At 63.1% G+C, this 21,985-nt stretch carries 19 protein-coding genes and 1 tRNA gene; 9 read left to right on the plus strand and 11 right to left on the minus strand.

Features of this window, described 5'->3' with window-relative positions:
• Nucleotides 1–19 precede the first annotated feature (19 nt).
• Complete coding sequence (locus AC3WQS_RS04280) at nucleotides 20–292, minus strand: WhiB family transcriptional regulator (RefSeq protein WP_446695628.1); 273 nt, start codon at nucleotides 290–292, stop codon at nucleotides 20–22.
• Nucleotides 293–407: 115 nt separating this feature from the next.
• Between AC3WQS_RS04280 and AC3WQS_RS04285 the strand changes: the two genes are divergently transcribed.
• Complete coding sequence (locus AC3WQS_RS04285; protein WP_492711655.1) at nucleotides 408–2,684, plus strand: ATP-dependent DNA ligase; 2,277 nt, start codon at nucleotides 408–410, stop codon at nucleotides 2,682–2,684.
• A 21-nt stretch (nucleotides 2,685–2,705) separates the two neighbouring features.
• Here the strand turns inward: AC3WQS_RS04285 and AC3WQS_RS04290 are convergent, their stop codons facing one another.
• Nucleotides 2,706–3,401, minus strand: coding sequence for a TioE family transcriptional regulator (locus AC3WQS_RS04290; RefSeq protein WP_492711654.1), 696 nt, complete (start codon nucleotides 3,399–3,401; stop codon nucleotides 2,706–2,708).
• A 107-nt stretch (nucleotides 3,402–3,508) separates the two neighbouring features.
• On the opposite strand from AC3WQS_RS04290, the gene AC3WQS_RS04295 reads away from it, so the two are divergent.
• Nucleotides 3,509–4,732, plus strand: a complete 1,224-nt coding sequence (locus AC3WQS_RS04295; protein WP_492711653.1) for an erythromycin esterase family protein — start codon at nucleotides 3,509–3,511, stop codon at nucleotides 4,730–4,732.
• Nucleotides 4,733–4,737: 5 nt separating this feature from the next.
• On the opposite strand, the gene AC3WQS_RS04300 is transcribed toward AC3WQS_RS04295, so the two are convergent.
• Nucleotides 4,738–5,877, minus strand: coding sequence for a serine hydrolase domain-containing protein (locus AC3WQS_RS04300; protein ID WP_492711652.1), 1,140 nt, complete (start codon nucleotides 5,875–5,877; stop codon nucleotides 4,738–4,740).
• A 250-nt stretch (nucleotides 5,878–6,127) separates the two neighbouring features.
• Here AC3WQS_RS04300 and AC3WQS_RS04305 point away from each other — a divergent pair, with 250 nt between their 5' ends.
• The 4 genes from AC3WQS_RS04305 (at nucleotide 6,128) to AC3WQS_RS04320 (ending at nucleotide 10,016) form a co-directional block, all read left to right on the plus strand.
• Entirely contained in the window at nucleotides 6,128–6,661 is a 534-nt protein-coding gene (locus AC3WQS_RS04305; protein WP_029255974.1) for an NlpC/P60 family protein, read from the plus strand.
• A gap of 65 nt (nucleotides 6,662–6,726) precedes the next feature.
• A complete protein-coding gene (locus AC3WQS_RS04310) occupies nucleotides 6,727–7,413 on the plus strand; it encodes a response regulator transcription factor (RefSeq protein WP_020908708.1) in 687 nt (228 codons plus the stop codon).
• Entirely contained in the window at nucleotides 7,410–8,405 is a 996-nt protein-coding gene (locus AC3WQS_RS04315) for a HAMP domain-containing sensor histidine kinase (RefSeq protein ID WP_047890295.1), read from the plus strand. The genes AC3WQS_RS04310 and AC3WQS_RS04315 overlap by 4 nt, the downstream gene beginning before the upstream one ends.
• A 108-nt stretch (nucleotides 8,406–8,513) precedes the next feature.
• On the plus strand, nucleotides 8,514–10,016 hold the full coding sequence (locus AC3WQS_RS04320) for a DUF4153 domain-containing protein (RefSeq protein WP_492711650.1): 1,503 nt from the start codon (nucleotides 8,514–8,516) through the stop codon (nucleotides 10,014–10,016).
• Nucleotides 10,017–10,089: 73 nt separating this feature from the next.
• Here AC3WQS_RS04320 and AC3WQS_RS04325 read toward each other — a convergent pair whose 3' ends face one another.
• Nucleotides 10,090–12,426 carry an arylsulfatase gene (locus AC3WQS_RS04325; protein ID WP_492711649.1) on the minus strand — a complete coding sequence of 779 codons (2,337 nt, stop codon included), beginning with the start codon at nucleotides 12,424–12,426 and terminating at the stop codon, nucleotides 10,090–10,092.
• A gap of 205 nt (nucleotides 12,427–12,631) precedes the next feature.
• On the opposite strand from AC3WQS_RS04325, the gene AC3WQS_RS04330 reads away from it, so the two are divergent.
• Together AC3WQS_RS04330 and AC3WQS_RS04335 are read left to right on the plus strand one after the other, a co-directional pair.
• Nucleotides 12,632–13,300 (plus strand): TetR family transcriptional regulator, encoded by a 669-nt coding sequence (locus AC3WQS_RS04330; RefSeq protein ID WP_492711647.1) that lies wholly within the window; start codon nucleotides 12,632–12,634, stop codon nucleotides 13,298–13,300.
• A gap of 35 nt (nucleotides 13,301–13,335) precedes the next feature.
• On the plus strand, nucleotides 13,336–14,253 hold the full coding sequence (locus AC3WQS_RS04335) for a TauD/TfdA dioxygenase family protein (protein ID WP_029255969.1): 918 nt from the start codon (nucleotides 13,336–13,338) through the stop codon (nucleotides 14,251–14,253).
• Between the two features lies 1 nt (nucleotide 14,254).
• Here the strand turns inward: AC3WQS_RS04335 and AC3WQS_RS04340 are convergent, their stop codons facing one another.
• Both AC3WQS_RS04340 and AC3WQS_RS04345 read right to left on the minus strand, forming a co-directional pair.
• Nucleotides 14,255–15,217 (minus strand): formylglycine-generating enzyme family protein, encoded by a 963-nt coding sequence (locus AC3WQS_RS04340; RefSeq protein ID WP_492711644.1) that lies wholly within the window; start codon nucleotides 15,215–15,217, stop codon nucleotides 14,255–14,257.
• 49 nt (nucleotides 15,218–15,266) lie between these two features.
• Nucleotides 15,267–15,342, minus strand: a tRNA-Arg gene (locus tag AC3WQS_RS04345).
• Nucleotides 15,343–15,584: 242 nt separating this feature from the next.
• Here AC3WQS_RS04345 and AC3WQS_RS04350 point away from each other — a divergent pair.
• Nucleotides 15,585–16,964 carry an LLM class flavin-dependent oxidoreductase gene (locus tag AC3WQS_RS04350; protein ID WP_153211817.1) on the plus strand — a complete coding sequence of 460 codons (1,380 nt, stop codon included), beginning with the start codon at nucleotides 15,585–15,587 and terminating at the stop codon, nucleotides 16,962–16,964.
• 9 nt (nucleotides 16,965–16,973) lie between these two features.
• Here the strand turns inward: AC3WQS_RS04350 and AC3WQS_RS04355 are convergent, their stop codons facing one another.
• From AC3WQS_RS04355 to AC3WQS_RS04375, 5 genes are all read right to left on the minus strand, one after another.
• Complete coding sequence (locus tag AC3WQS_RS04355; RefSeq protein ID WP_021345229.1) at nucleotides 16,974–17,990, minus strand: winged helix-turn-helix transcriptional regulator; 1,017 nt, start codon at nucleotides 17,988–17,990, stop codon at nucleotides 16,974–16,976.
• An 81-nt stretch (nucleotides 17,991–18,071) separates the two neighbouring features.
• A complete protein-coding gene (locus AC3WQS_RS04360) occupies nucleotides 18,072–18,938 on the minus strand; it encodes an acyl-CoA thioesterase (RefSeq protein ID WP_019744816.1) in 867 nt (288 codons plus the stop codon).
• Nucleotides 18,935–19,759: a DUF1295 domain-containing protein gene (locus tag AC3WQS_RS04365; RefSeq protein WP_029255965.1), complete on the minus strand. Its 825-nt coding sequence runs from the start codon at nucleotides 19,757–19,759 to the stop codon at nucleotides 18,935–18,937. Before AC3WQS_RS04365 ends, AC3WQS_RS04360 begins: the two co-directional genes overlap by 4 nt.
• The gene (locus AC3WQS_RS04370; protein WP_020970396.1) at nucleotides 19,756–20,679 is read right to left on the minus strand and encodes an SDR family NAD(P)-dependent oxidoreductase; all 924 of its coding nucleotides are present in this window, start codon (nucleotides 20,677–20,679) and stop codon (nucleotides 19,756–19,758) included. Before AC3WQS_RS04370 ends, AC3WQS_RS04365 begins: the two co-directional genes overlap by 4 nt.
• Nucleotides 20,676–21,887: an acetyl-CoA C-acyltransferase gene (locus AC3WQS_RS04375; protein ID WP_492711643.1), complete on the minus strand. Its 1,212-nt coding sequence runs from the start codon at nucleotides 21,885–21,887 to the stop codon at nucleotides 20,676–20,678. Before AC3WQS_RS04375 ends, AC3WQS_RS04370 begins: the two co-directional genes overlap by 4 nt.
• Between the last annotated feature and the right edge of the window lie 98 nt (nucleotides 21,888–21,985).

A 21,985-nucleotide genomic window follows, 5' to 3' on the forward strand; every position in this document is an offset into this window, starting at 1 on the left:
GGTCTCGTGTGAGCGGAGTTCACGCAGCTGAGCGTCGCAGCGCAAGGCGCTCCGACGGTGTCGTCCCACCCCAGACTCCGTGCGTTTCAGCGGTCTCGAGTGCAAAGGTCAGGCAGTCCCGAATGACCGGGCAGCGGAAGCACACCTGCTTCGCGGAACTCTCCCGTGCAGCCCGATTGCGTCCGCGCTCTTCACCCGGCGAATAGAACACCGCCGGGTCCACTGTTTTACAGGTGGCGAACATCCGCCAGTTGTTGTCCACCAACGGCTCCACGGAACTGCGAACTGTCATCGTGGTCTCCTCTCCCATCGAGAATCCAGTCTTGCCCGTGGCCTGGCACAGCGGCAGGTTTCCGATCCATCAGATTTCTACTGCCAGACACAGCGCTATCCAGCAGAATGAGGAGATGGCAACGACGGATCGGGGTCAGATCACTCTCGACGGCACAACCGTGTCCGTGACCAATCTGGGCAAGATTCTCTACCCCGAGAGCGGCACCACGAAGGCCGAAGTCATCGACTACTACACCCGTATCGCCGCAGTCATGCTTCCACATGTCGTCGGTAGACCGGGCACTCGTAAGCGTTGGCCCAACGGTGTGGACGGTCAGTCCTTCTTCGAGAAGAACCTGGCCTCGTCTGCCCCGCAGTGGCTCACGCGTGCTTCGCTGCAACATTCTGATCGCGTCGTCACTTACCCGATTTTCGATTCCGTTGCATCGCTGGCGTGGCTGGGGCAGCAGGCGGCACTCGAATTACACGTTCCCCAATGGAGATTCGACGGTTCCGAGCGTGGTCCGGCGACACGACTGGTATTCGATCTCGACCCGGGCGAGGGCGTCGGATTGGCCGAGTGCGCCGAGGTGGCGAGGTCGATTCGAGATCTGGTCGCAACTCTGGGGTGGACGGCCTATCCGGTAACCAGTGGTAGCAAGGGAATCCACCTCTACGTGCCACTGGATCGAGCCTTGGACGGCAGTGGTGCGTCGACTGTCGCCAAGCAGATCGCCACCGGGCTCGAGAAGCTTCACCCGGATCTCGTCACCGCGACGATGGCGCGAAATGTCCGGGCAGGCAAGATCTTCGTGGACTGGAGTCAGAACAACGCAGCCAAGACCACCATTGCGCCGTATTCGATGCGCGGTCGCGATCAACCCTATGTTGCCGCGCCGCGCAGTTGGGACGAACTCGACGATCCGAAACTGCGCCACCTGCTGTTCGACGAGGTTCTGGAGCGCGTCGAATCCGACGGTGATCTGCTGGGCGATCTGGATCCGCCGGTCTCGGCGGCTGTAGCCGATACGTTGACGCACTATCGCAACAAGAGGTCGGCCGACCGGACTCCGGAGCCGATCCCTGCTGCAGTGGACAAGGAGACAGCAGGCAATACCTTTGTGATTCAAGAACATCACGCCAGACGATTGCATTACGACGTTCGTCTCGAGCGGGATGGTGTGCTTGTGTCCTGGGCGGTCCCGAAGGGTGTGCCGACCAATGCCGGAGAAAATCGGTTGGCCGTGCACACCGAGGATCATCCGCTCGAATACGCCACGTTCTCGGGCACGATTCCGAAGGGGGAGTACGGCGGCGGTTCGATGACGATCTGGGATTCCGGGACATACGAGACCGAGAAGTGGCGTGAAGACGAGGTGATCGTGCGCTTGAGTGGGGAGCGGGTGCAGGGACGCTTCGCGCTGATCCGGACAAAGGGTGATCAGTGGTTGATGCATCTGATGAAGGATCAGAACGCGAGTTTCGGAACGGAGTTTCCCAAGAATCTCGAGCCGATGCTTGCCACCGCTGGAACGCTCGAAGGTCTCGACCCGCAGGAGTGGGCCTTCGAAGGAAAGTGGGACGGGATTCGAGTGATTCTCGAATATCGTTCGGGCACAATGTCGCTTCGCAGTCGCGCGGGTAACGACAAGACCCGGGACTATCCAGCCCTTGCCGGGTTGGCCGAGGTGCTGGACGGTCATGACGTGGTTCTCGACGGTGAGGTGGTGGCGTACAACGACGCGGGAGTTACAGATTTCGGCCTCCTCCAGCGAGGTGGGGAACCGGTGTTCCTGGCCTTCGATCTTCTGTACCTCGACGGAGTGTCTTTGCTGCGGAAGTCCTATTCGGATCGCCGCACCGTGTTGAATGCGTTGGCGGGCAAGGTCGGTGAGCTCGAGGTACCACCGCAGATCGAGGGCACGGCGGAGAACGCCTTGGAGGTGAGTACCGATGCCGGGTGGGAAGGGATTGTCGCCAAACGTCGTGCATCGGTCTACCTTCCAGGGCGGCGGGGGTCGAGTTGGATCAAGGTGAAGAACTGGCGCAGCCAAGAGGTGGTGATCGGTGGGTGGCGCACCGGGCAGGGCAATCGAGCGCAGGGGATCGGGGCGCTGCTCATGGGAATTCCGGGCGAGGACGGATTGACCTACGTGGGGCGCGTCGGTACCGGCTTCAGTGATCGTGATTTGGAGTCACTGCTTGCGGTGCTGGAACCGTTGCGTCAGAAGGAAAGTCCGTTCGAGGAGGAACTTCCAGCAGATGACCGCAAGGGTGCGGTGTGGGTGAGGCCTGAACTAGTCGGTGAGGCGCGGTTCATGGATTGGACGGGGACCGGACGCCTTCGCCATCCGAGTTGGCGGGGTCTGCGGGAGGACAAGAAGCCGGGCGATGTCACAGGGCGAGAATAGGTTGCGTCGACGACGGCCCGGCTAGGTCTGATCCAGCATCGTGAGATAGGCATCGAGCTGAGCCGCGCCGGCGAGAAGGTTGCGACTGCGTATGGTCAGCCGGTCTTGCCAGGATTCGAGGAACGCTGCCAATGAGTCCGCTCCGCCGGCCTCGCGCAGCGAATCGAGAAACTGGGCGACTTGCGACAGTCGGTAGCCGCCGCGCCGCAGCTGCCGCGCGATCTCGGCGTCGCGCACACACTCCGGACCGTATTCGCGATAACCCGTTGCTCGTTCGCGCTCGGGGTGCAGGATGCCGTGCTCTTCCCACGTGCGCAGTGTCGCCGGGTGAACGCCGAGACGGCGCGCAAGCTCACCGACCGTCAGCGCTGGACCGTGGACCAGCGCCGGTGCCATGGTGGACAGAGTCCCCAGCGTTGCGGCTACCTCGGTGCGAGTTCCTCGCTCGGCGAGCAGTGTCACGTGCGCACTGTCGATCAGGCGGTAGGCGGACTCGGTGTCGCCCTGGTTGGTCGCACGCATGATTTCCGTGGCCCGCTGGTGCCCGTGACCGCCGCGCAATGCGAGGAAAGTGCGCAGGGCCTGCGCGTGCACTGGGGTGTATCGCCGGTAGCCGGAGTTGCTGCGCTCGGCCGGAGGAAGGACGCCGGCGTCGTCGTAATTGCGGATCGCCTGTGCGGACAACCCGTGTTCACGGGCAAGGTCGATGGGCCGCACTGATCACCTCCGATTGAGGCTTTTCACGATATGCCCCAGGTAATTGTTGTAAAAGTTTCACCCGAATCTTCAACGATACTGTCGAAGGCAGTCCACCTTCGAAAGGGATGATCATGTCCACTGCCCCAGCGCTGAGTGAGTTCGGCCGCCAACTCGAAGACGCGGCAAGTCTTGGTCGTGCCGTCGACGAACTGCTCGCAGCACGAACCGAGGTGCCGGCTCTGCTCGCTCTCGGCGAGCCGACTCATGGGATCAAGGCTTTTCCGTTGCTGCGCAACGAACTTCTCGGCCAACTGGTCGAACGAGGATATCGGTCGATCGTGCTCGAAACAGATGTCTTTGCGGCATTGCTTGTCGACGGCTACGTGAACGGGGGAGAGGCGGACATCGAGAAGGTGCTCGCCACAGGCTTCAGCCACGGATTCGGTGCGGTACCGGGAAACCGCGAACTCGTCGAATGGCTACGCGAGTACAACGACGGCCGCGCTCCGGCTGACCGAGTTCGCTTCTACGGCTTCGACGCTCCGGTGGAGTACTCCGGTGCACCGAGCCCGCGCCGCGCACTGTCTGCGGCAGGTGACTTCCTGCCCGCCGCGTTGCGGCCACAATCTCTCGACGACGCCGACCTTTTACTGGGTCAGGACGCCGACTGGACCAACCCGGCGGCGATGTTCGATCCGGCTGCGTCCGTCGGCAACTCCGATCATGCTCGCGCTCTGCGCATCATTGCGGACGACCTCGGCAGCGTCCTGCGGCGCGCCGCACCAGTGCTGCGACCCGTCGACCCGGCCGGGTACGACCTGGCCCTTGCACATTCACGCACCGCTCTGGGGCTCTTGCGCTATCACTCCGCGATGGCGAGTTCCGCTCCTGATCGCATTGGAACACTGCTCAGTCTGCGTGCCGAGATGATGGCCGAGAACCTGCTGGCGGTCGTCGCGCAGGAGCAGCGACGCGGGCCTAGCCTGCTGTTCGCACACAATGCCCATCTCTTGCGAGTGCCGTCCGACATGCCGGTCAACGGCGACGTGGTCAGTTGGGGGAGCGCCGGCTCACTTGTCGGACTTGTCCTCGGGGAGCGTTACGTATTTTTGGCAACCGACGCCAACCCCGACAGTGATCCGGGCACTCTGCAGGGAGCGTTGGCCGATGCGACCGGTCGGCGTGCCCTGTTCTCGACTCCGGCCCTGCGAGCCGCGCTCGGCCCGTCGATCACCGCGGGAGAAGCGATCCTGCCAGGGCATCTGCCGCTGAAACCTTCGGAGTTGGACGGCGCCGACGCGGTCATCTTCGTCGCGGATACCGACGGGCAGCGTCATCAGTACTGGTAACAGCGTCAGGGGCAGAGCGCGTGCGAGAGTATCGCGACGGTGTCCGGCTGGTCCTTCGGCGTCGACGTCAGCGTCACGGTGAACGCACGATCCGGCGTCGCACCGGACAGCGTGTAGTACCCGTAGATCCCGCCACTGTGGCCGGTATAGGTGACGCCGCAGGGAAGTTCGGTGGCGCCGACGCCCATCCCGTACCCGAGCCCCTCGGCTTCGGTGGCGCCGACCTGAGGGGTGGTCATCTCGGCAAGCTGCTCGGCCGGCACCACCTGCCCGTCGAGTAGCGCGCGCCAGAAGGCGTTCAGGTCTGTGCCCGTCGAGACCATCGCTCCGGCAGACCAGGGGATCGACGGTTCCGTGCGGGAAACATCGGTCAGGCCACCATCGAGATCCTGATAGCCCGTCAGGTGATCGCCCCTGATATCGCGCTCACCGGCCGCCGGGAGGTACGTGTCTTCCAGGTCCAGCGGGTCGAGTATCCGAGACTGAAGTTCGTCGGCGTAGCTGCGGCCGGTCACCGATTCGACGAGCATTCCGAGAACGATGTAGTTGGTGTTGGTGTAGACGAACGACGTTCCGGGGACGAATTGCGCCGGTTTGCCGAGGGCGATGGCGACCGCGGCGGACGGCGTCAGCGTTCGGTCCTCGTTTGCGGCAATCCATTCGTCGGCGCCGGGTTCTCCGGCGAACTCGGGTAGGCCGCTGCGATGTTGCAACAGTTGCCGCACGGTGATTGCGCTACCGTCTGTGCCACTGCCGTCCATGTCACTGCCGTCCATGTCACTGCCGTGCATGTCACTGCCGTGCAGTAGGCCCGGGAGGTACTGCTCGATCGGTGCGTCGAGGTCGACCTTGCCTTCGGCCACCAACTGCAGGACGAGTGAAGCGGTGAATGTCTTTGTCACACTTCCGATCCGGACCCGATCATTCTTGCCGATCGAATCGCCGTTGGTCCGATTGGGTACGCCGCTGGTCATGACAGCCGTCGTGGTTCCGTCGTCGAGTGTTGCGATCGACCCGACGACACCCGACCTGGTGAGTCCGTCGAGATCCGATTGAATCTCCACTGCGCGCTGGAGCGTCGAGCAACCGATCAGCGCCGTGGTGGCTCCGATGATGACCGCGGCGACAAGGAGGTATGAGCGCATGATTTCGAATCTAGGGATCCGCTGGCTCCGACGGATCCAGGAAATCCCCGATCATTCCCTGATCTTTGCCAGGCCGGGACGTAAGGCCTGTTTGTCGAAAACCGACAAATGGGATCAATGATTCCTGTCCGAACACCACGTCTACGCCGTTAACATCCGAACGAAGTGTTTGTTTTCACGTGTCTTACCAGTTCACGGCTATCGAGGTGCGCTGCCGCGCGCCGAAACGACTCCCACGAAGGACGGATGCATGAAGAAGTCGACACTCCGCACGGGAACGGTCGCTGCTCTGCTGACCGGAAGCGTCCTGTTGCTCTCCGCTGCCCCCGCCTCGGCCGACCCGGGAAGCCTCGGTAGCGGTGGCAGTAGCGGGAGCTCCGGCAGCCTGGGAAGCGCAGGAAGCATCAGCAGCGGATCAGCCGCCCTCCCCATTCCGAGTCCGGCAGGCCTGATCGCGCTGGCAGCAGCGAGCACTCAGACCGGAAAGCCCTACCAATGGGGCGGAGTCGGGCCGAACTCGTGGGACTGCTCCGGGCTGGTGCAATGGGCGTTTCGGCAGGCCGGAGTGAATCTGCCACGGACCAGCCAACAGCAGGCCAACGTCGGACAGCCGGTTCCTCGGTGGGCCCTCGCGCCCGGCGACGTCATCACCTTCTACCCCGGTGCGACGCACGTCGGCATCTACGCCGGATTCGGAATGGTGTTCAACGCCTACGGAGTTGGTGTTCCGACCGGACTGACGCCGCTGGCGGATCTGCCGATCAACAACATCCGCAGGTTCTAGAACCTGCACAGAACCTTCACAAGTCCTCCCAGGTTCATCCACGAGGGCCGAATACAGTCAGTTCCATGAGTCAGCGAAGAGTGCTCGTGGTCGACGACGAGGTCAGTATCTGCGAGTCCATCGCAGCGAGGCTGCGTGCCGAGGGCTACGACGTCGAGTTGGCATTCGACGGCCCCAGCGCTGTGACCCGCTGCGAGCAGATGGATGCCGACCTAGTGGTGCTCGACGTGATGATGCCGGGATTCGACGGCCTCGAAGTTTGCCGCCGCATCCAGGCCGTGCGCCCGGTGCCCGTGCTGATGTTGACCGCTCGTGCCGATGAAACCGACATGCTGATCGGTCTCGGCGTCGGGGCCGACGATTATCTGAGCAAGCCGTTCAGCATGCGTGTCCTCGTCGCCCGTGTTCAGGCATTGCTTCGGCGCGCTGATCGTGCGGAGCACGCTGCTCGCCCGGTGGCCGACTTGCTCGAGTTCGGCGACGTCGTGATCGACCTGACCGAACGTCGAGTGCGTCGTGATACGCAGGAAGTCCACCTGACTCGCACCGAATTCGATCTCATCGCCTACCTGGCGGAGCGGCCGCGAGCGGCGATCCCGCGGGAGTCGCTGCTCGAGGAGATCTGGGGCTGGGGTGAGGGAGCGGGTAGTCGGACCGTCGACAGCCACGTCAAGGCTCTACGACGCAAGCTCGGACCTTCCGTGATCCGGACCGTTCACGGCGTCGGGTACGCCTGGGACGTGCCGCGATGAGCGGCGTCGACCGACTCTTTGCACGGTGGCCGCGGCCGCTGGACCCGATGCGATCGTTCAAAGTGAAGGTCGGCCTCCTGGTTGTCGCAGCGCTGTTGTTCGCCGCGGGCGGTTTCTGGCTGACGTCGCAACAACCGTTTCGTTTTGCTCTCCTGACGGCGTTGGTTGTCGCTCTCGGAGTTACACAAGTGCTCGCACACGGAATGACGTCACCGCTTCGCGAGATGACGGCCGCGGCGAAGGCGATGGCGCGCGGCGATTATTCGCGGCGGGTGCGAGCGACTTCCCGCGACGAGGTAGGCGAACTCGCCCATGCGTTCAATCGGATGGCCGAGGACCTCGGGGCCGACGACCGGTACCGCCGCGAGTTGATCGGCAACGTCTCCCACGAATTACGGACGCCCATCACCGCTTTGCAAGCCATGCTCGAAAACGTTGTCGACGGTGTCGAAGAACCGGATCCGGCGATGATGAAATCGGCGTTGCGGCAGACGGAACGACTGGGAGCGCTGGTGGCCGACCTTCTCGACCTCTCGAAACTCGAGGGTGGCGCCATGCCGTTGAAGCGCCGCCGTTTCGAGGTCGAGCCGTTCCTACGTGAGCTGTCGAGTGTGAGTGCGGGCGACATCGAGATAGACGTCAAGCCTCCGAAATTGTCCGTGGTAGCCGATCCGGATCGCCTCCATCAGGTGGTGACCAACCTGGTGGACAACGCGGTTCAGCACGGGAACGTCGACACGAAAGTTGTCATCCGAGTACGTACCGGCAGTGCAGGGGAGTTGGTGCTCGATGTCCACGACGACGGCCCCGGCATCGAGCCACACGCCCGTGAGCGAGTGTTCGACCGCTTCATCCGCGGCGGATCGACCGACGGGGGTACCGGGCTGGGTCTCGCGATCGCGAAGTGGGCGGTCGAATTACATGACGGCAGGATCGCCGTCGTCGATGCCCCGTCTGGCTGCTGCATTCGAGTAGTGCTGCCGCAGAGCTGAATCAAAGTTTCCAACGAGATCGAGAGATCTCGCGATGGCGCATGCCTTCATCAGGCATTCGCCCGTAGTTCCGAACCCGAAATTTGAACCCGAAACATGGGAGATCACATGAGCGCTCCAATAGTCATTCCGCCGAAAGCGCCGATACCGGTTGCAAAACCCAAGCGACCCAGCCGGTTCTGGCGTCCCGATCGCACGTCGATGGCCACCCGCTCGATGCTCGTCGGCGCGAGCGGCGTTGGGGCGCTGGCGGCCCTGATCCTCGATCCAGGGTTCGTGAGTATCGCGTACGTGATCGTCGGTGTCGGCGTGGTGATCGTGTTCGGGATTCTGACGCCGCCGCGGATGTCTACGACGCAGTGGGCCGCCGCGATGGGGATGCTCGCACTTCTGGGCGTTGCCGCCGTTCGCGGTGCGGAGTGGTTGGTGTTCCTCTGCGTCGTAGCTGCGTGGGTTCTGTTCACGTGGACTCTGATCGGCGGGCGGACGTGGACCGGAATATTTCTGGGAACGTTCGCTCCCTGGCGGGCACCCCACCGGACGGTCAACTTCGTTCGTCGTCGAAAACTTGCTACCCGCTCCGCTCCGCGGGTGCCGGCGGCGCGAGTTGTCGTCGTGAGCGCAGTGTCGATTCTTCTCCTGCTGATTTTCGGATCTTTGTTCGTGAGTGCGGATCCGGAGTTCGCGAAGATCTTCGGCGGCTTCGCTCCTGCCATCTCGGTGTCGAACCCGGGGGCACGGATCTTTGCCGGCGTGGTGATGGCGTTCGGCACGCTGGTTGCGGTGTACCTGCGTCGCAGAACGCCGACGGTGGACGCGTTTGCACCTGCGCCGGCGACGCCGTTGCCGATGTGGGAGTGGGCGGTCCCGCTCGGAGTACTCAACGTGCTGTTCCTCGGTTTTGTTGCAGTACAGACGAAGACGCTGTTCGGGGGAGACGAGCACGTACAGGTGACCGATGGACTGACCTACGCGGACTACGCGCGTGAGGGTTTCTGGCAGCTCATGGCGGTTACCGTGCTGACGCTGCTCGTCATCGCCGTCGCAGTGCGGTACATCGACCGCCGCGACGCTGGATCGAGGCGTCTTGCCCGCGGACTGCTGGGTGCCCTGTGTGTCTTCAGCCTGGTGATCGTGGCGTCTGCTGTGCACCGGATGTGGTTGTACGAGAATCAGTACGGTTTCACGGTGCTCCGGGTCAGCGTCTTCGCGACAGAACTGCTTCTGGGCTTCGTGTTCGTGTTGTTGCTCGTCGCAGGTATTCGGATGTCCGGAAAGTGGCTGCCCACAGCTGTTCTCGCCACTTCGGCCGTCGCGCTGCTTGCCTTCGCGGTGTTCAACCCCGATGCGTACATCGCGCAAAAGAACGTGGAGCGGTTCGAGGGCGGCAAGAGCATAGACGTTTCCTACTTACGCGGGCTCTCCGTCGACGCGGTACCTGCCTTGGATCGTCTACCGGAACCGCAGCGTTCATGTGCCTTGAGCAGATATCGATTCGGAGTGCCGGGCACCACTGCGCCCTGGGAGTTCAACGCAGCGCGTGAGAAGGCGCGCGACATCCTGGAAGCTCGCCCGGTCGGTCCGTGCCTGCAGATGTACACGGTCGGATAGACGCAGGGCGATTGTGCAGCCGCACGGCAGATATCGCGCGCGGCTGCACAATCGGCGAGCGTCGCCTGTTCGATCAGTGCACGGCGAGTGAGATTTTCTCCCGTTCCTCCGCGGACATTACGTCGCGGGTGGAGCGTAAGTCGATCGTCACGCTGTTGAGTTTGCCGCCGTAGCGGAACGTGCCCTTGTCCGCGAACTCTTCCGCGACCGGGCTTCCCCGGTTGATGCCGACGTCGAGCTGTTCGTTCATGCTGAAGATCGCCCGAGTGGTCTTCTCGATCCGGCCCTCGGAGACCACCTCGTCGTCGACGCTCAGGGTTGCGGTTCCACCCTTGCCGATTCCGCCGCCGTCGTACTCGAAGTGGACGGACACCTCGCGTGCATTGGGTGCCAGCGGGTTGCGCCCGCGCACGAAGGTCCGACCACCGCCGCTGAAGTTGTAGCAGTAGACGGGGACGGAATCGAGTATGTACAAAGCGAATCCGCCGAACCGGCCACCGAGGCTGACCAGCATGCCGTCGGCGACGCTACCCAGACTCGCGATCAGCGTGTACGAGCGGTTGAAGAACGTCGGCGCGGCTTTCTCGACCAGACCGTTCATGTGTGGGTACAGCGTGAGGGTCTTGCGGCCCATCATCGGATGCGGGGGGCGTGATTCCGCGGTGGCGTGGCGACCGACCGTTCTGTCGTCCAGCGGCAACACCTGATATTTGGCCGCCTCGACGAGGAACTTTTCCTTGAGCCGGGCCAGGATCTCGGGATGCTCGTCCGCGAGATCGCGGGCCTGCGACCAGTCGACCGAGGTGTCGTACAGCTCCCAACGGTCTTCGCTCATCGGTGTGAGCTCGAGGCCGTGAGTGGCCATCAGCCAGGGTGCGCGGTGGGCCGTGACTGCGGTCCAACCGTGATCGTAGATTCCGCGGTTGCCGAAGATCTCGAAATACTGTGTGGTGTGGCGCTCTTCGGCGTCGGGCTCGGCGAAGGTGTAGTTCATTGCCACGCCTTCCATCGGTTTCTGGGTGACCCCGTCGACGCTGGTCGGTGCCGGAATACCGGCAGCTTCCAGGATTGTCGGCGTGATGTCGACGCAGTGATGCCATTGCTCCCTGACGCCTGGCTTGTCGATCCCCTTGGGCCAGTGGGCGATCAGACCGTTTCGGGTACCGCCGTAGTGGGACGCAACCTGCTTGGCCCACTGGTACGGGGTGTCGAGAGCCAGAGCCCACGACGCCGGATAGTGCGGGTAGCTGGTTTCGGTCCCCAATTCGTCGTAGCGCGCCAGTACGTCGGATGTCGCACTCTTGTAACCGTTGAGGCCGGCGAGGTAGTTGAACGAGCCCTCCATGCCGCCCTCGGCGGAGGCGCCGTTGTCACCCATCATGTAGAGCACCAGAGTGTTGTCGAGTACACCCATTTCCTGCAACCGGTCGACGAGCCTGCCTACCTCGTCGTCGGTGTGCTCGAGAAATGCCGCGTACAACTCCATCAAACGGGCCGAGACCTTCTTCTGGTCGTCGTCGAGTTCGTCCCAGTGTGGGAGCCCCGGAGCCCACGGGGCCAACTCGGTGTCAGGAGCGACGACGCCCAGTTCCTTCTGCTTGTGGAGGGTGATCTCACGTTGGCGATCCCACCCGTGATCGAATTCGCCGACGTACTTGTCCAGGTAGCGGTCCGGGACCTGAAGTGGAGCGTGGCACGCGCCGAAGGGGAGGTAGCAGAACCACGGCTTGTCCGGGTCCATCGTGTTGACGCCCTCGACCCATTCGATCGCGTGGTCGACGAGATCTTCGGACAGGTGGTAACCCTCCTGTGGCGTCTTGGGTAAGTCGACCATCGTGAAGTCCTCGTAGAGAACCGGGGTGAACTGATCGGACTCGGCACCGAGAAAACCGTAGAACTTGTCGAAACCCTCACGGACCGGCCACCGATCGAACGGCCCGGCAGCGGTGGTCTCCCACGTCGGGGTCTGGTGCATCTTGCCGAAAGCGCCCGTCGCATAGCCGTTTCCCTGCAGGACGCGTGCGACCGTGGCGGCAGAGGCAGGGCGGGTACCGTTGTATCCCGGTGCCGCGTTGGCCATTTCGGAGATGACACCCATACCGACACTGTGGTGGTTGCGCCCCGTCAGTGTGGCGGCACGCGTCGGCGAGCACAGAGCCGTGGTGTGGAATCGGCTGTATTTCACGCCGGTTTCGGCCAAACGCTCGGCGGTGGGCGTGCGGCACGGGCCACCGAACGCGGAGGGTGCGCCGAATCCGACGTCGTCGATCATGATCAGCAGCACGTTCGGGGCCCCGGCCGGCGGGCGAAGCGGTTCCGGGCGGGTGTACGGGGGATTCTGATCGGGGTAGTACACGGCGGCCGCGACGTTCGGCGTCTCGGGAATGATCGGGATGGAATGGCGATTCACCAGCAGGCTCCTTGGCGTATGCAAAACCGGGTCGATTAAGCAGTCGTCTTAATCTGGAGCGTATCGATCGGAATTCAGTTGGCGGCGTAGGTCTCGCTGACTGGGATAATCAACCCTGTGAGTGGTTAAGGAGTCCCTGCACTCCCTAACCGCGCACAGGGGGTGGGTCTTGCGGAATTAAGTCAGTGACTTATATGGTCGGTGCATGCCCGCCTCGTTGGATGCCAAGAACGCCATGATCGCCGTCGCCGAGCGGATGTTCGCCGAGCACGGTATTCACGAAGTGTCCATGCGGGACGTGGCGACTGCGGCCGGGCAGCGCAACAACTCTGCAGTTCAGTATCACTTCGGTGGGCGAGACGGTCTGGTGCTGGCCGTATTCCGGCATCGGATGGATCAGATCAATGCCGCGCGACTGACGTATCTGGACGACGTCGACGCCAGTGGGCGGACCGACCTGGTCCGTGCTTTGGTCGAAGCCTTCCTGTATCCGCTGGCCGATTTCATGACGACGGTCGACGGGTCCAACTATGCGCGGTTCATCGCGAGAATTTCACCGTCAGTGGATACACAGAGTGCTGAGTTTCGCGAGGTCAGTGAAGGAATCAACGAGGTTGTCGGCAGGTTGACGCGGGCATTGCCACATCTGCCCCGCCGCGTCGCGGTGGAACGGATCGATCTGACGTTCAACATGAGCGTCTCCGCTCTGGCAATCTTCGAGCAGCGCCGCGAAGACGAAAACCCGGTTGTGCAGGCAGATTTCGATACGACGGTGGATCATCTGGTCGATCTCACGGTAGGAGCACTGACCGCACCCCAAAGCGCACACAAACGCACACGAGCAAAGCGGCTGCATGCGTCGACTGACGTGTGACCCCGCGACACGACACGACAGGACGGAGTCATTCGATGGCTACCCTTACATCATCACGAACAGTCCAAATCGGCAATCACACAATCGAATTCGGACCACGCGGAATGAGGCGTAATCCGGAAGGCGTTGAATCGAGGCCGTACGAGCGGTTCACTCTCACACCCGTCACACCGTTCATCGGTGCCGAGATCAGCGATATCGACTTGCGTGATCCGTCGGAGGAGCAGATCGAGGACGTGCGCCGGGCCCTCCTCGAATGGAAGGTCGTGTTCTTTCGGGACCAGCCGATTTCGAGCTTGAATCATCGTGACTTCGCGGCCCATTGGGGTGAACTGGAGGTTCATCCACTTCTCCCGCAGGGAGAGGTCCCGGCAGTCGTCAGATTCGAACGCGGTGAGGACAGTCCAGGAACGGAGAACATCTGGCACGTCGACGTCACCTGGACGAAGACGCCGCCGCTCGGTTCAGTACTTCGGGCGATCGACGTACCGCCTGCCGGTGGTGACACGCTCTGGGCCGATATGGGTAACGCCTTCGACTGCCTCCCCGACGAGATCAAGGACTTGATCGACGGCAAGGACGCCATCCACGATTTTGTGCCGTCCTTCGGACGCGGCATGAGCCCGGAGAAGTTGGAGCAGATGAAGGAGCAGTACCCGCCGGTTCTGCATCCGATGGTGCGTAAGCATCCGGAGACCGGGCGTAAGACTCTGTTCGTCAACAGCCTCTTCACCACCCACATTCCGGATATGGATCCTGTCGAAGGCAACGATCTGCTCAACCTATTGTTCGCGCAGGTCAAGGTCCCGGACTTTCAGTGCCGCTTCAAGTGGGCGCCGAATTCCATTGCCTTCTGGGACAACCGGGCCACCCAGCACTACGCTGCGAGCGACTACTTCCCTCATCGCCGCGTCATGGAGCGGGTGGCCATCCTGGGGGACCGGCCCTTCTGATCTACTCCTGCGGAATGCGGATGATGCACCGGAAGCCGACGTGGCAGGTCGAGGACTCCTCGGATTCGCCCTGCCGCGCGGCAGGGCGATATCGCAAGCAGTAGTTCGGTGCACACAGATGTGAGCCGCCCTTGATCACCCGTCGTGCGTAGGGTTCGCCGGCCAAGGCCTCGGTGGCGAACTCCGCGCGGGGATTGCGAGGAATGCAGCACGACGAGGCCGGCGCGACGTTCTTGGAACTGTGGGCGTGGTCGGACGTGTAGTGATCGGCCGTCCATTCCCACACGTTCCCGGCCATGTCGAGCAGTCCGTAGCCGTTTGGCCGGAACTTTCCGACCGGAGCGGTGCGCTCGTACCCGTCCTCGAGGAGGTTCTCCCAGGGGAACTGGCCCTGCCACACGTTGCCACCGGGCCGCCCGCCCGGAGAGTCGTGATCGCCCCACACGTAGGCCTGGCGATCGAGTCCGCCGCGGGCGGCAAACTCCCACTCGGCCTCGGTCGGGAGTTCCTTGCCGGCCCACGCGGCGTAGGCCTGGGCGTCGAAGTACGACACGTGGGTGACGGGGTGCCGTTCACGTCCCCCGATGTTGCTGTCGGCGCCCTCGGGATGGCGCCAATCGGCTCCGGGGGTGAACGACCACCACTGGGTGTAGTCGTCGAGTGAAACCGGGCCGGGTGGCGAATTGAAGACCAACGATCCCGGGACGAGGAGGGCTGGATCGGCGTCGGGATAGTCGGCGGCATCCGGGGCGATTTCAGCAGTGGTGACGTGGCCGGTTGCCTTCACGAAGCGTCGGAACTCGGCGACTGTCACCGCCGTCGTGTCCATCCAGAATCCGTCGACGGTGACCTGGTGAACTGGGCGTTCTTCCGGATAGAAGTCTTCGGAGCCCATCCAGTACGTCCCACCCGGGATCAAAGACATGTTCTTCGGGGGAGTTGCCGTGGAGTGAGGCGTCGTCATGAATTCAAGAATGGCACGTTGGTCACGCCGATGTGGGGAGAGTCCCACCTGGTGCCCTCGGCAGGATTCGAACCTGCGACCCTTCCTTTAGGAGAGGAATGCTCTATCCCCTGAGCTACGAGGGCGGGGAGCGTACCGACAAGCGCTGAAAACCCTGTGCTGCCGGGGTTTTCGCTTCCCGATACTGCTGTTGCATCCGCTCGACCTGTCGGCACGAAGCCTCGGGCGTCACAGCTGCGCTAGTCAGTGTAGCGGCCCGCCGACGAGGTCGCGAAGTCGACGGTATCGCCGGGTGCAAGCAGGAGCCGAACCGATCGCACTGATCGCAATGGTGGTCACCGCGGAGCAGGCACGGCATGGTGCGGGAATGACCCGCAGAATCCGCTTCAACGCCTTTGCCATGAACTGCGTCGCCCACCAATCGCCAGGTCTGTGGCGCCACCCGGAGGACCAGTCGTCCAGGTACACGGATCTGAGGTACTGGACGGAATTGGCGAAGCTCCTCGAGCGTGGACGATTCGACGGGCTGTTCCTGGCCGATGTGTTGGGAACCTACGACGTGTACGGCGGCAATCACGACGCAGCGCTGCGGCAGGGCGCGCAGGTACCGGTCTCGGACCCGCTACTGCTGGCGTCGGCGATGGCTGCCGTGACCGAGCACTTGGGCTTCGGTATCACCGCAGGTACAGCTTTCGAGCATCCGTACCCGTTTGCTCGGCGCTTGAGCACCCTCGACCACCTGACGAACGGGCGAATCGGGTGGAACGTGGTCACCGGATACCTCCCGTCGGCCGCACGGAACATGGGCGAGGACGACCAACTCCAGCACGACGATCGCTACGACCACGCGGACGAGTACCTCGAAGTTCTCTACAAGTTGTGGGAAACGTCGTGGGAAGACGACGCGGTGGTGCGTGACAGAACCACCGGGGTCTACACGGACCCCTCTAAAGTTCATCCGATCGAGCACGAAGGCAAGCACTTCACGGTTCCGGGCATCCACATCTCCGAACCTTCTCCGCAGCGGACGCCGGTCATCTTCCAGGCCGGCGCGTCGCCACGCGGGGTTCGGTTCGCCGCCGAGAATGCCGAGGCGATCTTTGTGGGTGCACCGACAAAGGCGATTCTCAAAGACACCGTTGCCCGAATCCGAAACGAACTGACGAAGGTCGGGCGCGATCCGTACTCGGCCCGCATCTACACACTGTTGACGATCATCACCGACCGAACCCCCGAGTTGGCCCAGGCGAAGCTCGAGGACTACCGCAGCTACGCGAGTAGTGAAGGCGCGCTCGTTTTCACCTCGGGGTGGATGGGAATCGACCTCTCCGGATACCGAGCGGACGAGCCGATCGGGAACGTCGAGAGCAACGCCATTCAATCCGCGGTCGCATCGTTTCGTCAGGCCGACGAGAAAGGTGGCGAATGGACGGTGGGGGACATCGCGGAGTGGGCGGGTATCGGCGGGCTGGGCCCGATCGTCGTCGGTTCCGGCGCGGAGGTCGCCGACGAGTTGCAGGAGTGGGTCGCCGAGACCGATGTCGACGGCTTCAATCTCGCGTACGCGGTGACTCCCGGAACCTTCGAAGACATTGTGGAGCATGTGATTCCGGAGCTGACGAGGAGGGGCGCCTACCAGAGCGACTACGAAGCGGGGACGCTGCGCAACAAATTGTTCGGGCGAGGGGACAGACTGCCGCGCGAACACCGAGGACGGAGCTTCGACCGGATCCGCACTGCCGGCTGAGTGGGGATCTCAGGACCAGCCGGACCCCGGCACGTGCACCGAGGTGGTGAGGTCGATCGCCTCGATGTCCGAAGACCTCAGTTCCTCACCACACGCACTACAACCCAGCCTTGCTTCGAACCGCTTTCCACACGCCTTGTGATGGAGAACGATGTCCGGACCGTCCGCGGATCTGAACCAGCGCTGACCCCACGAGATCATGCACATCACGACGGGGAAGTACGCGGTTCCCTTGTCGGTGAGTCGATACTCCGACCACTGTGGGCGATCCGGAAGCGGCCGCGTTTCCATCACACCGATCTCGGTGAGGTGCTTCAACCGATCGGCGACGATTGCCGGCGGCGCACCGGTGATCTCGGCGAACTCTCCGTAGCGACGGGCACCGCGGAAAGCTGCCCCGATGATCGCTGCCGACCAGCGATTGCCGACGAGTTCCATCGTGTGAGCCAGGATTTCCGGTCGGCGTTCGGACTTGGTGGAGCGGCGCCTCGACGTTGCTTCGGGCACACTGCGTGAGAAGTCCCCACTCGGCCCCATTTGGGAGTCCAGGGATCTCACGTCGACGTCCTCGCCGCACTCCTTGCAACGCAGGATCGGAGTGAAGTCGTTTCCGCAGGTGCTGTGCCGTAGTGGCGGTAGTGGCGCGGTTTCATTCGGTGCCCACTGCTTCTCCCACGACCACATGGTGATGAGGACCGGCCAGATCGACTGGCCTTTGCGAGTGACCGAGTATTCGTGCCTTGGCGGGTTCTGCTGGTACTCCCGGCGCTCGAGCATTCCGCCGGCCGTCAGGACTGCCAAACGTGAGGACAGCACCGAGTTGGAGATTCCCCCGAGAGCCAGCCAGTCGTTGTATCGACGCGACCCCAAAAGGGCGAACCGCAGAATCCAGAGGTTCCACTCGTCTCCCAGTAGCCCGAGCGTGACCGCCAGTGCGTTGGGTCCGCCCGCAGGCAACTCGGTGACGCCCACCGACGGCGTGGGTGTCGGAGATCCGGCCGACGCCGAAGATCCGGTTGCATTCACTCGTACCACCCCGAAATCATAGGCCGCGAACCCTGCGGCACCGCGAGACCGTACCGAGTGGTCTGCAGAAAGAGTCGGGAATCACTCGATACGGGCAATGAGTAACGCTTCCTGGGTGATTTGGCAGATCTGGAGTCCGGACTGATCGAAGACCGCGGCATTCACGACTGCTCTGCCGGCATGAGCAGTGGGCGTCGAATGCTCGAAGAGGAGCCACTCGTCCGCTCGCACGGGACGCTGAAACCACATCGTGTGATCGAGGGACACGCCCGTCCAATCCGTATCGAGCGAGTGCTCCTGCCCGATGTCGTAGCCGTGCGGCGTCAGCGCGGTTGCCATCAGCATCAGATCACTGGCATAGGCGAGAGCAGCGACGTGAATCAGCGGATCGTCGCTCAGTCGCTGAGCCGAACGCATCCAGATGTTGCGCGGAGGCGCCGCCGAATGCGTCGTGGGGGACTGCGAATCGATGGGGGACACACGAATCTCGATGGCGGAGAACTCCTCCCACACCTCACCCAGCCCACCGTCTGCCTCGGCCAACTCCTGCAACGTCACGCACTCAGCGGGCGGGAGCGCGGCGGGTACGGCTCGACTGTGAGTGATACCCTCGTCGATCGAGGAGGCTGATACCGTCGAACGGCAGACGAGTCGTCCGTCCTGGTGGACGTCGACGCCTCTGGTGGACAGGCGTTTTCCGTCCCGAAGGCGATCTACCGAGAACTCGGTCGCGCGATTCGTCGACCCCGGGCGAAGGAAGTGCGTGTGGACGGAACTGATCGCTTTGCCGTCGGTAACCGTGTGCCCGGCTGCGAGAATCGACTGGGCGACCAGTTGGCCGCCGAACAACTGAGGTAGCCGAACACCGTCGTTCGACCCTTGCCACCGGTCCGGGCCGGTCGATTCCAGATCGAAGACGTCGGCGAGACCACTCGTGGGGGCGCTCACGACGCGTGGTTTCGTGCCGGACGGGGCGGACGGGGAAAGAAGCCACTGGTCCGGGCGACGTAGTCGTCGTAGGCCTGGCCTTTGCTCTTGCGCATGCCTCGTTCGAGCAAGGCCTTACCGCTGTAGCTCACCAGTAGTTTGATCATGACGATCGGCGAGACGATCGTGATCAGCGCCAATGGATCACCAAGCGCGAGGATGAACAGTCCGACCCAGACACATGCGTCGCCGAAGTAGTTGGGATGCCGGGTCCAGGCCCAGAGTCCACGATCCATCACCATTCCCGAATTGGCCGGATCTGCCTTGAATCGGGAAAGTTGGTAGTCACCAACCGATTCGAAGACGAAGCCGACGGTCCAGACTGCGATGCCGATCGCGCCGATGACTCCGAGGGCGCGAAACTCGTACATCGCGAACTGGACGGGCAGCGACACCACGAGAATGAGAACGCCCTGGAGGCCGTAGATTTTGCGAATCAGGAACGGAACCAGCGGTCCCTGTTGATGTTTGAGTAGGGCAGTGTAGCGCTTGTCCTGCCCGTGCCCACGGTTTCGGAAACCGATGTAGAGGCCGAGTCGCATTCCCCACACCACGGTCAGTGCCAGCACCACGAGGCGACGCAGATCGTTGCCGTCCGATCCGATGGACGTCAGGTACGAGACGACGGCGACGACGGCGAAGCCAGGCCCCCAACAGATGTCGATGATCGAGTGATTGTTCATCCGGATGGCTACGGCCATCACGACTGCGATGAAGACGAGTACGGCGAGTGCGCTCACACCGAAGTTCAGTGCAAGGTCGCCCAATGGGATGTCGGTCATGCGCGCGCTTTCTGATTGTGGTGGTCGAGCAGTTCGGAAGCGAAGTCCGCGAAGGCTTCCTGTGCGCTCGGATAGGTGTGAGGAGTGCCGAGCCGGCTGGTCACGAGCAGTGCGTCGAGCGCTTTGGCATCGAGTTCTGTGGTGGTGGGCAAGAATTCGGTCGAGCCCTCGACGGCGTCGGCCGAACGCACTCCGTTACCTGCGGTGACGATCACCTGCCCGTTGGTCGTGGACTCGGGATCGACGAGAGCAGTGACCACCGGGGCTACCAGGTCGGCCCCCATGATGTCGATGAATCGTGGGTCCATTCCGGACTCGGTCATCTGCGTAGTGGCATAGGGCAGTACGACATTGGTGAACACATTGCGACTCGCGCCTTCGCCGGCCGCGGTGCGGCCCAGTGCGATGACGGCACCCTTACTGGCGGCGTAGGCGGACACGGTGGGTTCGCCGTGCAGTCCTGCGGTCGAGGCAATCATCACGATGCGCCCGAATCCGGCTTCGCGCATCACTCGGGAGGCTTCAGCGGCAACCAGCGCGGTCCCGACGACGTTTGTCGTGATGACGGTGCTGAGGTTCTCGGCGGTGGTGCGATGGAGCATCTGTGGACCGCTGACCGCGGCGCTGGTGATGCAGAAGTCGAGTCGTCCGAACCGAGTGAGAGCGTCGTCCACCAACTTTCGACCGACCTCGGGGTCGGTGACGTCGTCGTGGTTGGCGACGGCGTGGCCACCGGCTTCGAGGATTTCGTCGACGACCTGATCTGCAGGGCCCCGGCCGCTCCCGTCGAGTGTGCGATTTCGATTGTTGACGATCACCGTGACCCCTCGGCTCGCGAGATGCAGTGCGACGGCACGGCCGAGGCCCTTACCCCCTCCCGTGACGACGGCAACGCGGCCCGAGAGTGAACTGGCGGTCACGAGGCGATCCGTTCGACGAGCACCGCGACTCCGACACCGGCGGCGCCGCTGACCGCGGCCACACCGTAGCGCCCGTCGCTCCGTACCAGTTCGTCGACGCACGCGCCGACGAGAATTCCCCCGGTGGCGCCGAATGCATGGCCCATCGCCATCGTGCCGCCGTTGGGGTTCATGCGGTCCGGCCCGGCGTCAAGATCGCGGCGGAACCGTAGGCAGAGCGCGGAGAAGGCCTCTGCGAACTCGAACACGTCGATGTCCTGTGGACGAAGCCCGGCTCGAGCGATGACTGCCTCCACGGCGCTCTGACCAGCCGTGAGCATGAGAACCGGATTCACCGAAGTCGAGGCGGATCCGATGATCCGTGCGCGAGGGGTCAGGCCGGCTCTGGCCGCGGCTTTCTCGGATCCGAGGAGTAGTAGTGCTGCGCCGTCGGCCATGGCGGGAGAGGATCCGACGGTGTGCAGGTGTTCGATCTTGCCGACCTCAGGGTAGGCGGCGAGCGCGAGTGCATCCTGACCGGCGGCGCCGAGCCCTTCGAAGGCCGGAGGCAGCGCGGCGAGTCCCTCTGCCGTCGTCTCTGCCCTGACCAGTTCGTCGTGCGCGATTCCGGCTTCACCATTTCTGCCGGGAACGGGCACAACGGACCGCTCGAATGCGCCGTTGCGCCAGGCCTCGGCAGCCTTGTGCTGGGTTTCGACGCCGTACGCATCCAACTCGTCGCGGGAGTACCCCTCGATCGTGGCATTCAAGTCGGCGGCAACACCCATATGGATGGAGCCGATCTGCGCGATGGTTGCCGGGTCGGTCCACAGCGGTCCGCGATCACTGAACATCGGAGTGCGGGAGACGCTTTCGACGCCACCGGCCACGACGAGGGAGACGTCGTCGCTGCGAATGCGGGCTGCGCTCTGGCCGACTGCGTCGACGCCGGATGCGCAGAAACGATTGAGGGTCGCGCCGGGAACGGAATCGCCCCAACCGGCAAGGAGTGCGGCAGTTCTCGCGATGTTCGCGCCCTGCTCGTCCACCTGCGATGCGCAACCGAGAACGACGTCGTCGATCTGTTCTGCGGCGAGGTTCGTTCGACCCTGCAAAGCCTTGGCCAGGTGGACGACAAGATCGACTGGGCTGTGTTCGTGGAGGGCACCTCGCGTCGATGCTCGGCCGCGCGGTGTGCGCACGTAGTCGAGGACAAAAGCATCAGTCATTTTCAACCCTTCAATTAGTAGAGTTACTCTGCTAGTTGTAGTACGGTTGCGATGAAATTACAACCGCCGATGCACGGGTATCTCGGTGACGTCACCGA

This window comes from Rhodococcus sp. FW305-130 (assembly GCF_058788335.1).

What these genes read in the sequence shown, in the direction of transcription:
- AC3WQS_RS04280 (WP_446695628.1), bottom strand. Translation starts at nt 292, where the DNA reads ATGACAGTTCGCAGTTCCGTGGAGCCGTTGGTGGACAACAACTGGCGG.
- AC3WQS_RS04300 (WP_492711652.1), bottom strand. Translation starts at nt 5,877, where the DNA reads ATGCGCTCATACCTCCTTGTCGCCGCGGTCATCATCGGAGCCACCACG.
- AC3WQS_RS04320 (WP_492711650.1), top strand. Translation starts at nt 8,514, where the DNA reads ATGAGCGCTCCAATAGTCATTCCGCCGAAAGCGCCGATACCGGTTGCA.
- AC3WQS_RS04315 (WP_047890295.1), top strand. Translation starts at nt 7,410, where the DNA reads ATGAGCGGCGTCGACCGACTCTTTGCACGGTGGCCGCGGCCGCTGGAC.
- AC3WQS_RS04305 (WP_029255974.1), top strand. Translation starts at nt 6,128, where the DNA reads ATGAAGAAGTCGACACTCCGCACGGGAACGGTCGCTGCTCTGCTGACC.
- AC3WQS_RS04365 (WP_029255965.1), bottom strand. Translation starts at nt 19,759, where the DNA reads ATGACCGACATCCCATTGGGCGACCTTGCACTGAACTTCGGTGTGAGC.
- AC3WQS_RS04340 (WP_492711644.1), bottom strand. Translation starts at nt 15,217, where the DNA reads ATGACGACGCCTCACTCCACGGCAACTCCCCCGAAGAACATGTCTTTG.
- AC3WQS_RS04295 (WP_492711653.1), top strand. Translation starts at nt 3,509, where the DNA reads ATGATCATGTCCACTGCCCCAGCGCTGAGTGAGTTCGGCCGCCAACTC.
- AC3WQS_RS04285 (WP_492711655.1), top strand. Translation starts at nt 408, where the DNA reads ATGGCAACGACGGATCGGGGTCAGATCACTCTCGACGGCACAACCGTG.
- AC3WQS_RS04310 (WP_020908708.1), top strand. Translation starts at nt 6,727, where the DNA reads ATGAGTCAGCGAAGAGTGCTCGTGGTCGACGACGAGGTCAGTATCTGC.
- AC3WQS_RS04350 (WP_153211817.1), top strand. Translation starts at nt 15,585, where the DNA reads ATGACCCGCAGAATCCGCTTCAACGCCTTTGCCATGAACTGCGTCGCC.
- AC3WQS_RS04335 (WP_029255969.1), top strand. Translation starts at nt 13,336, where the DNA reads ATGGCTACCCTTACATCATCACGAACAGTCCAAATCGGCAATCACACA.
- AC3WQS_RS04375 (WP_492711643.1), bottom strand. Translation starts at nt 21,887, where the DNA reads ATGACTGATGCTTTTGTCCTCGACTACGTGCGCACACCGCGCGGCCGA.
- AC3WQS_RS04330 (WP_492711647.1), top strand. Translation starts at nt 12,632, where the DNA reads ATGCCCGCCTCGTTGGATGCCAAGAACGCCATGATCGCCGTCGCCGAG.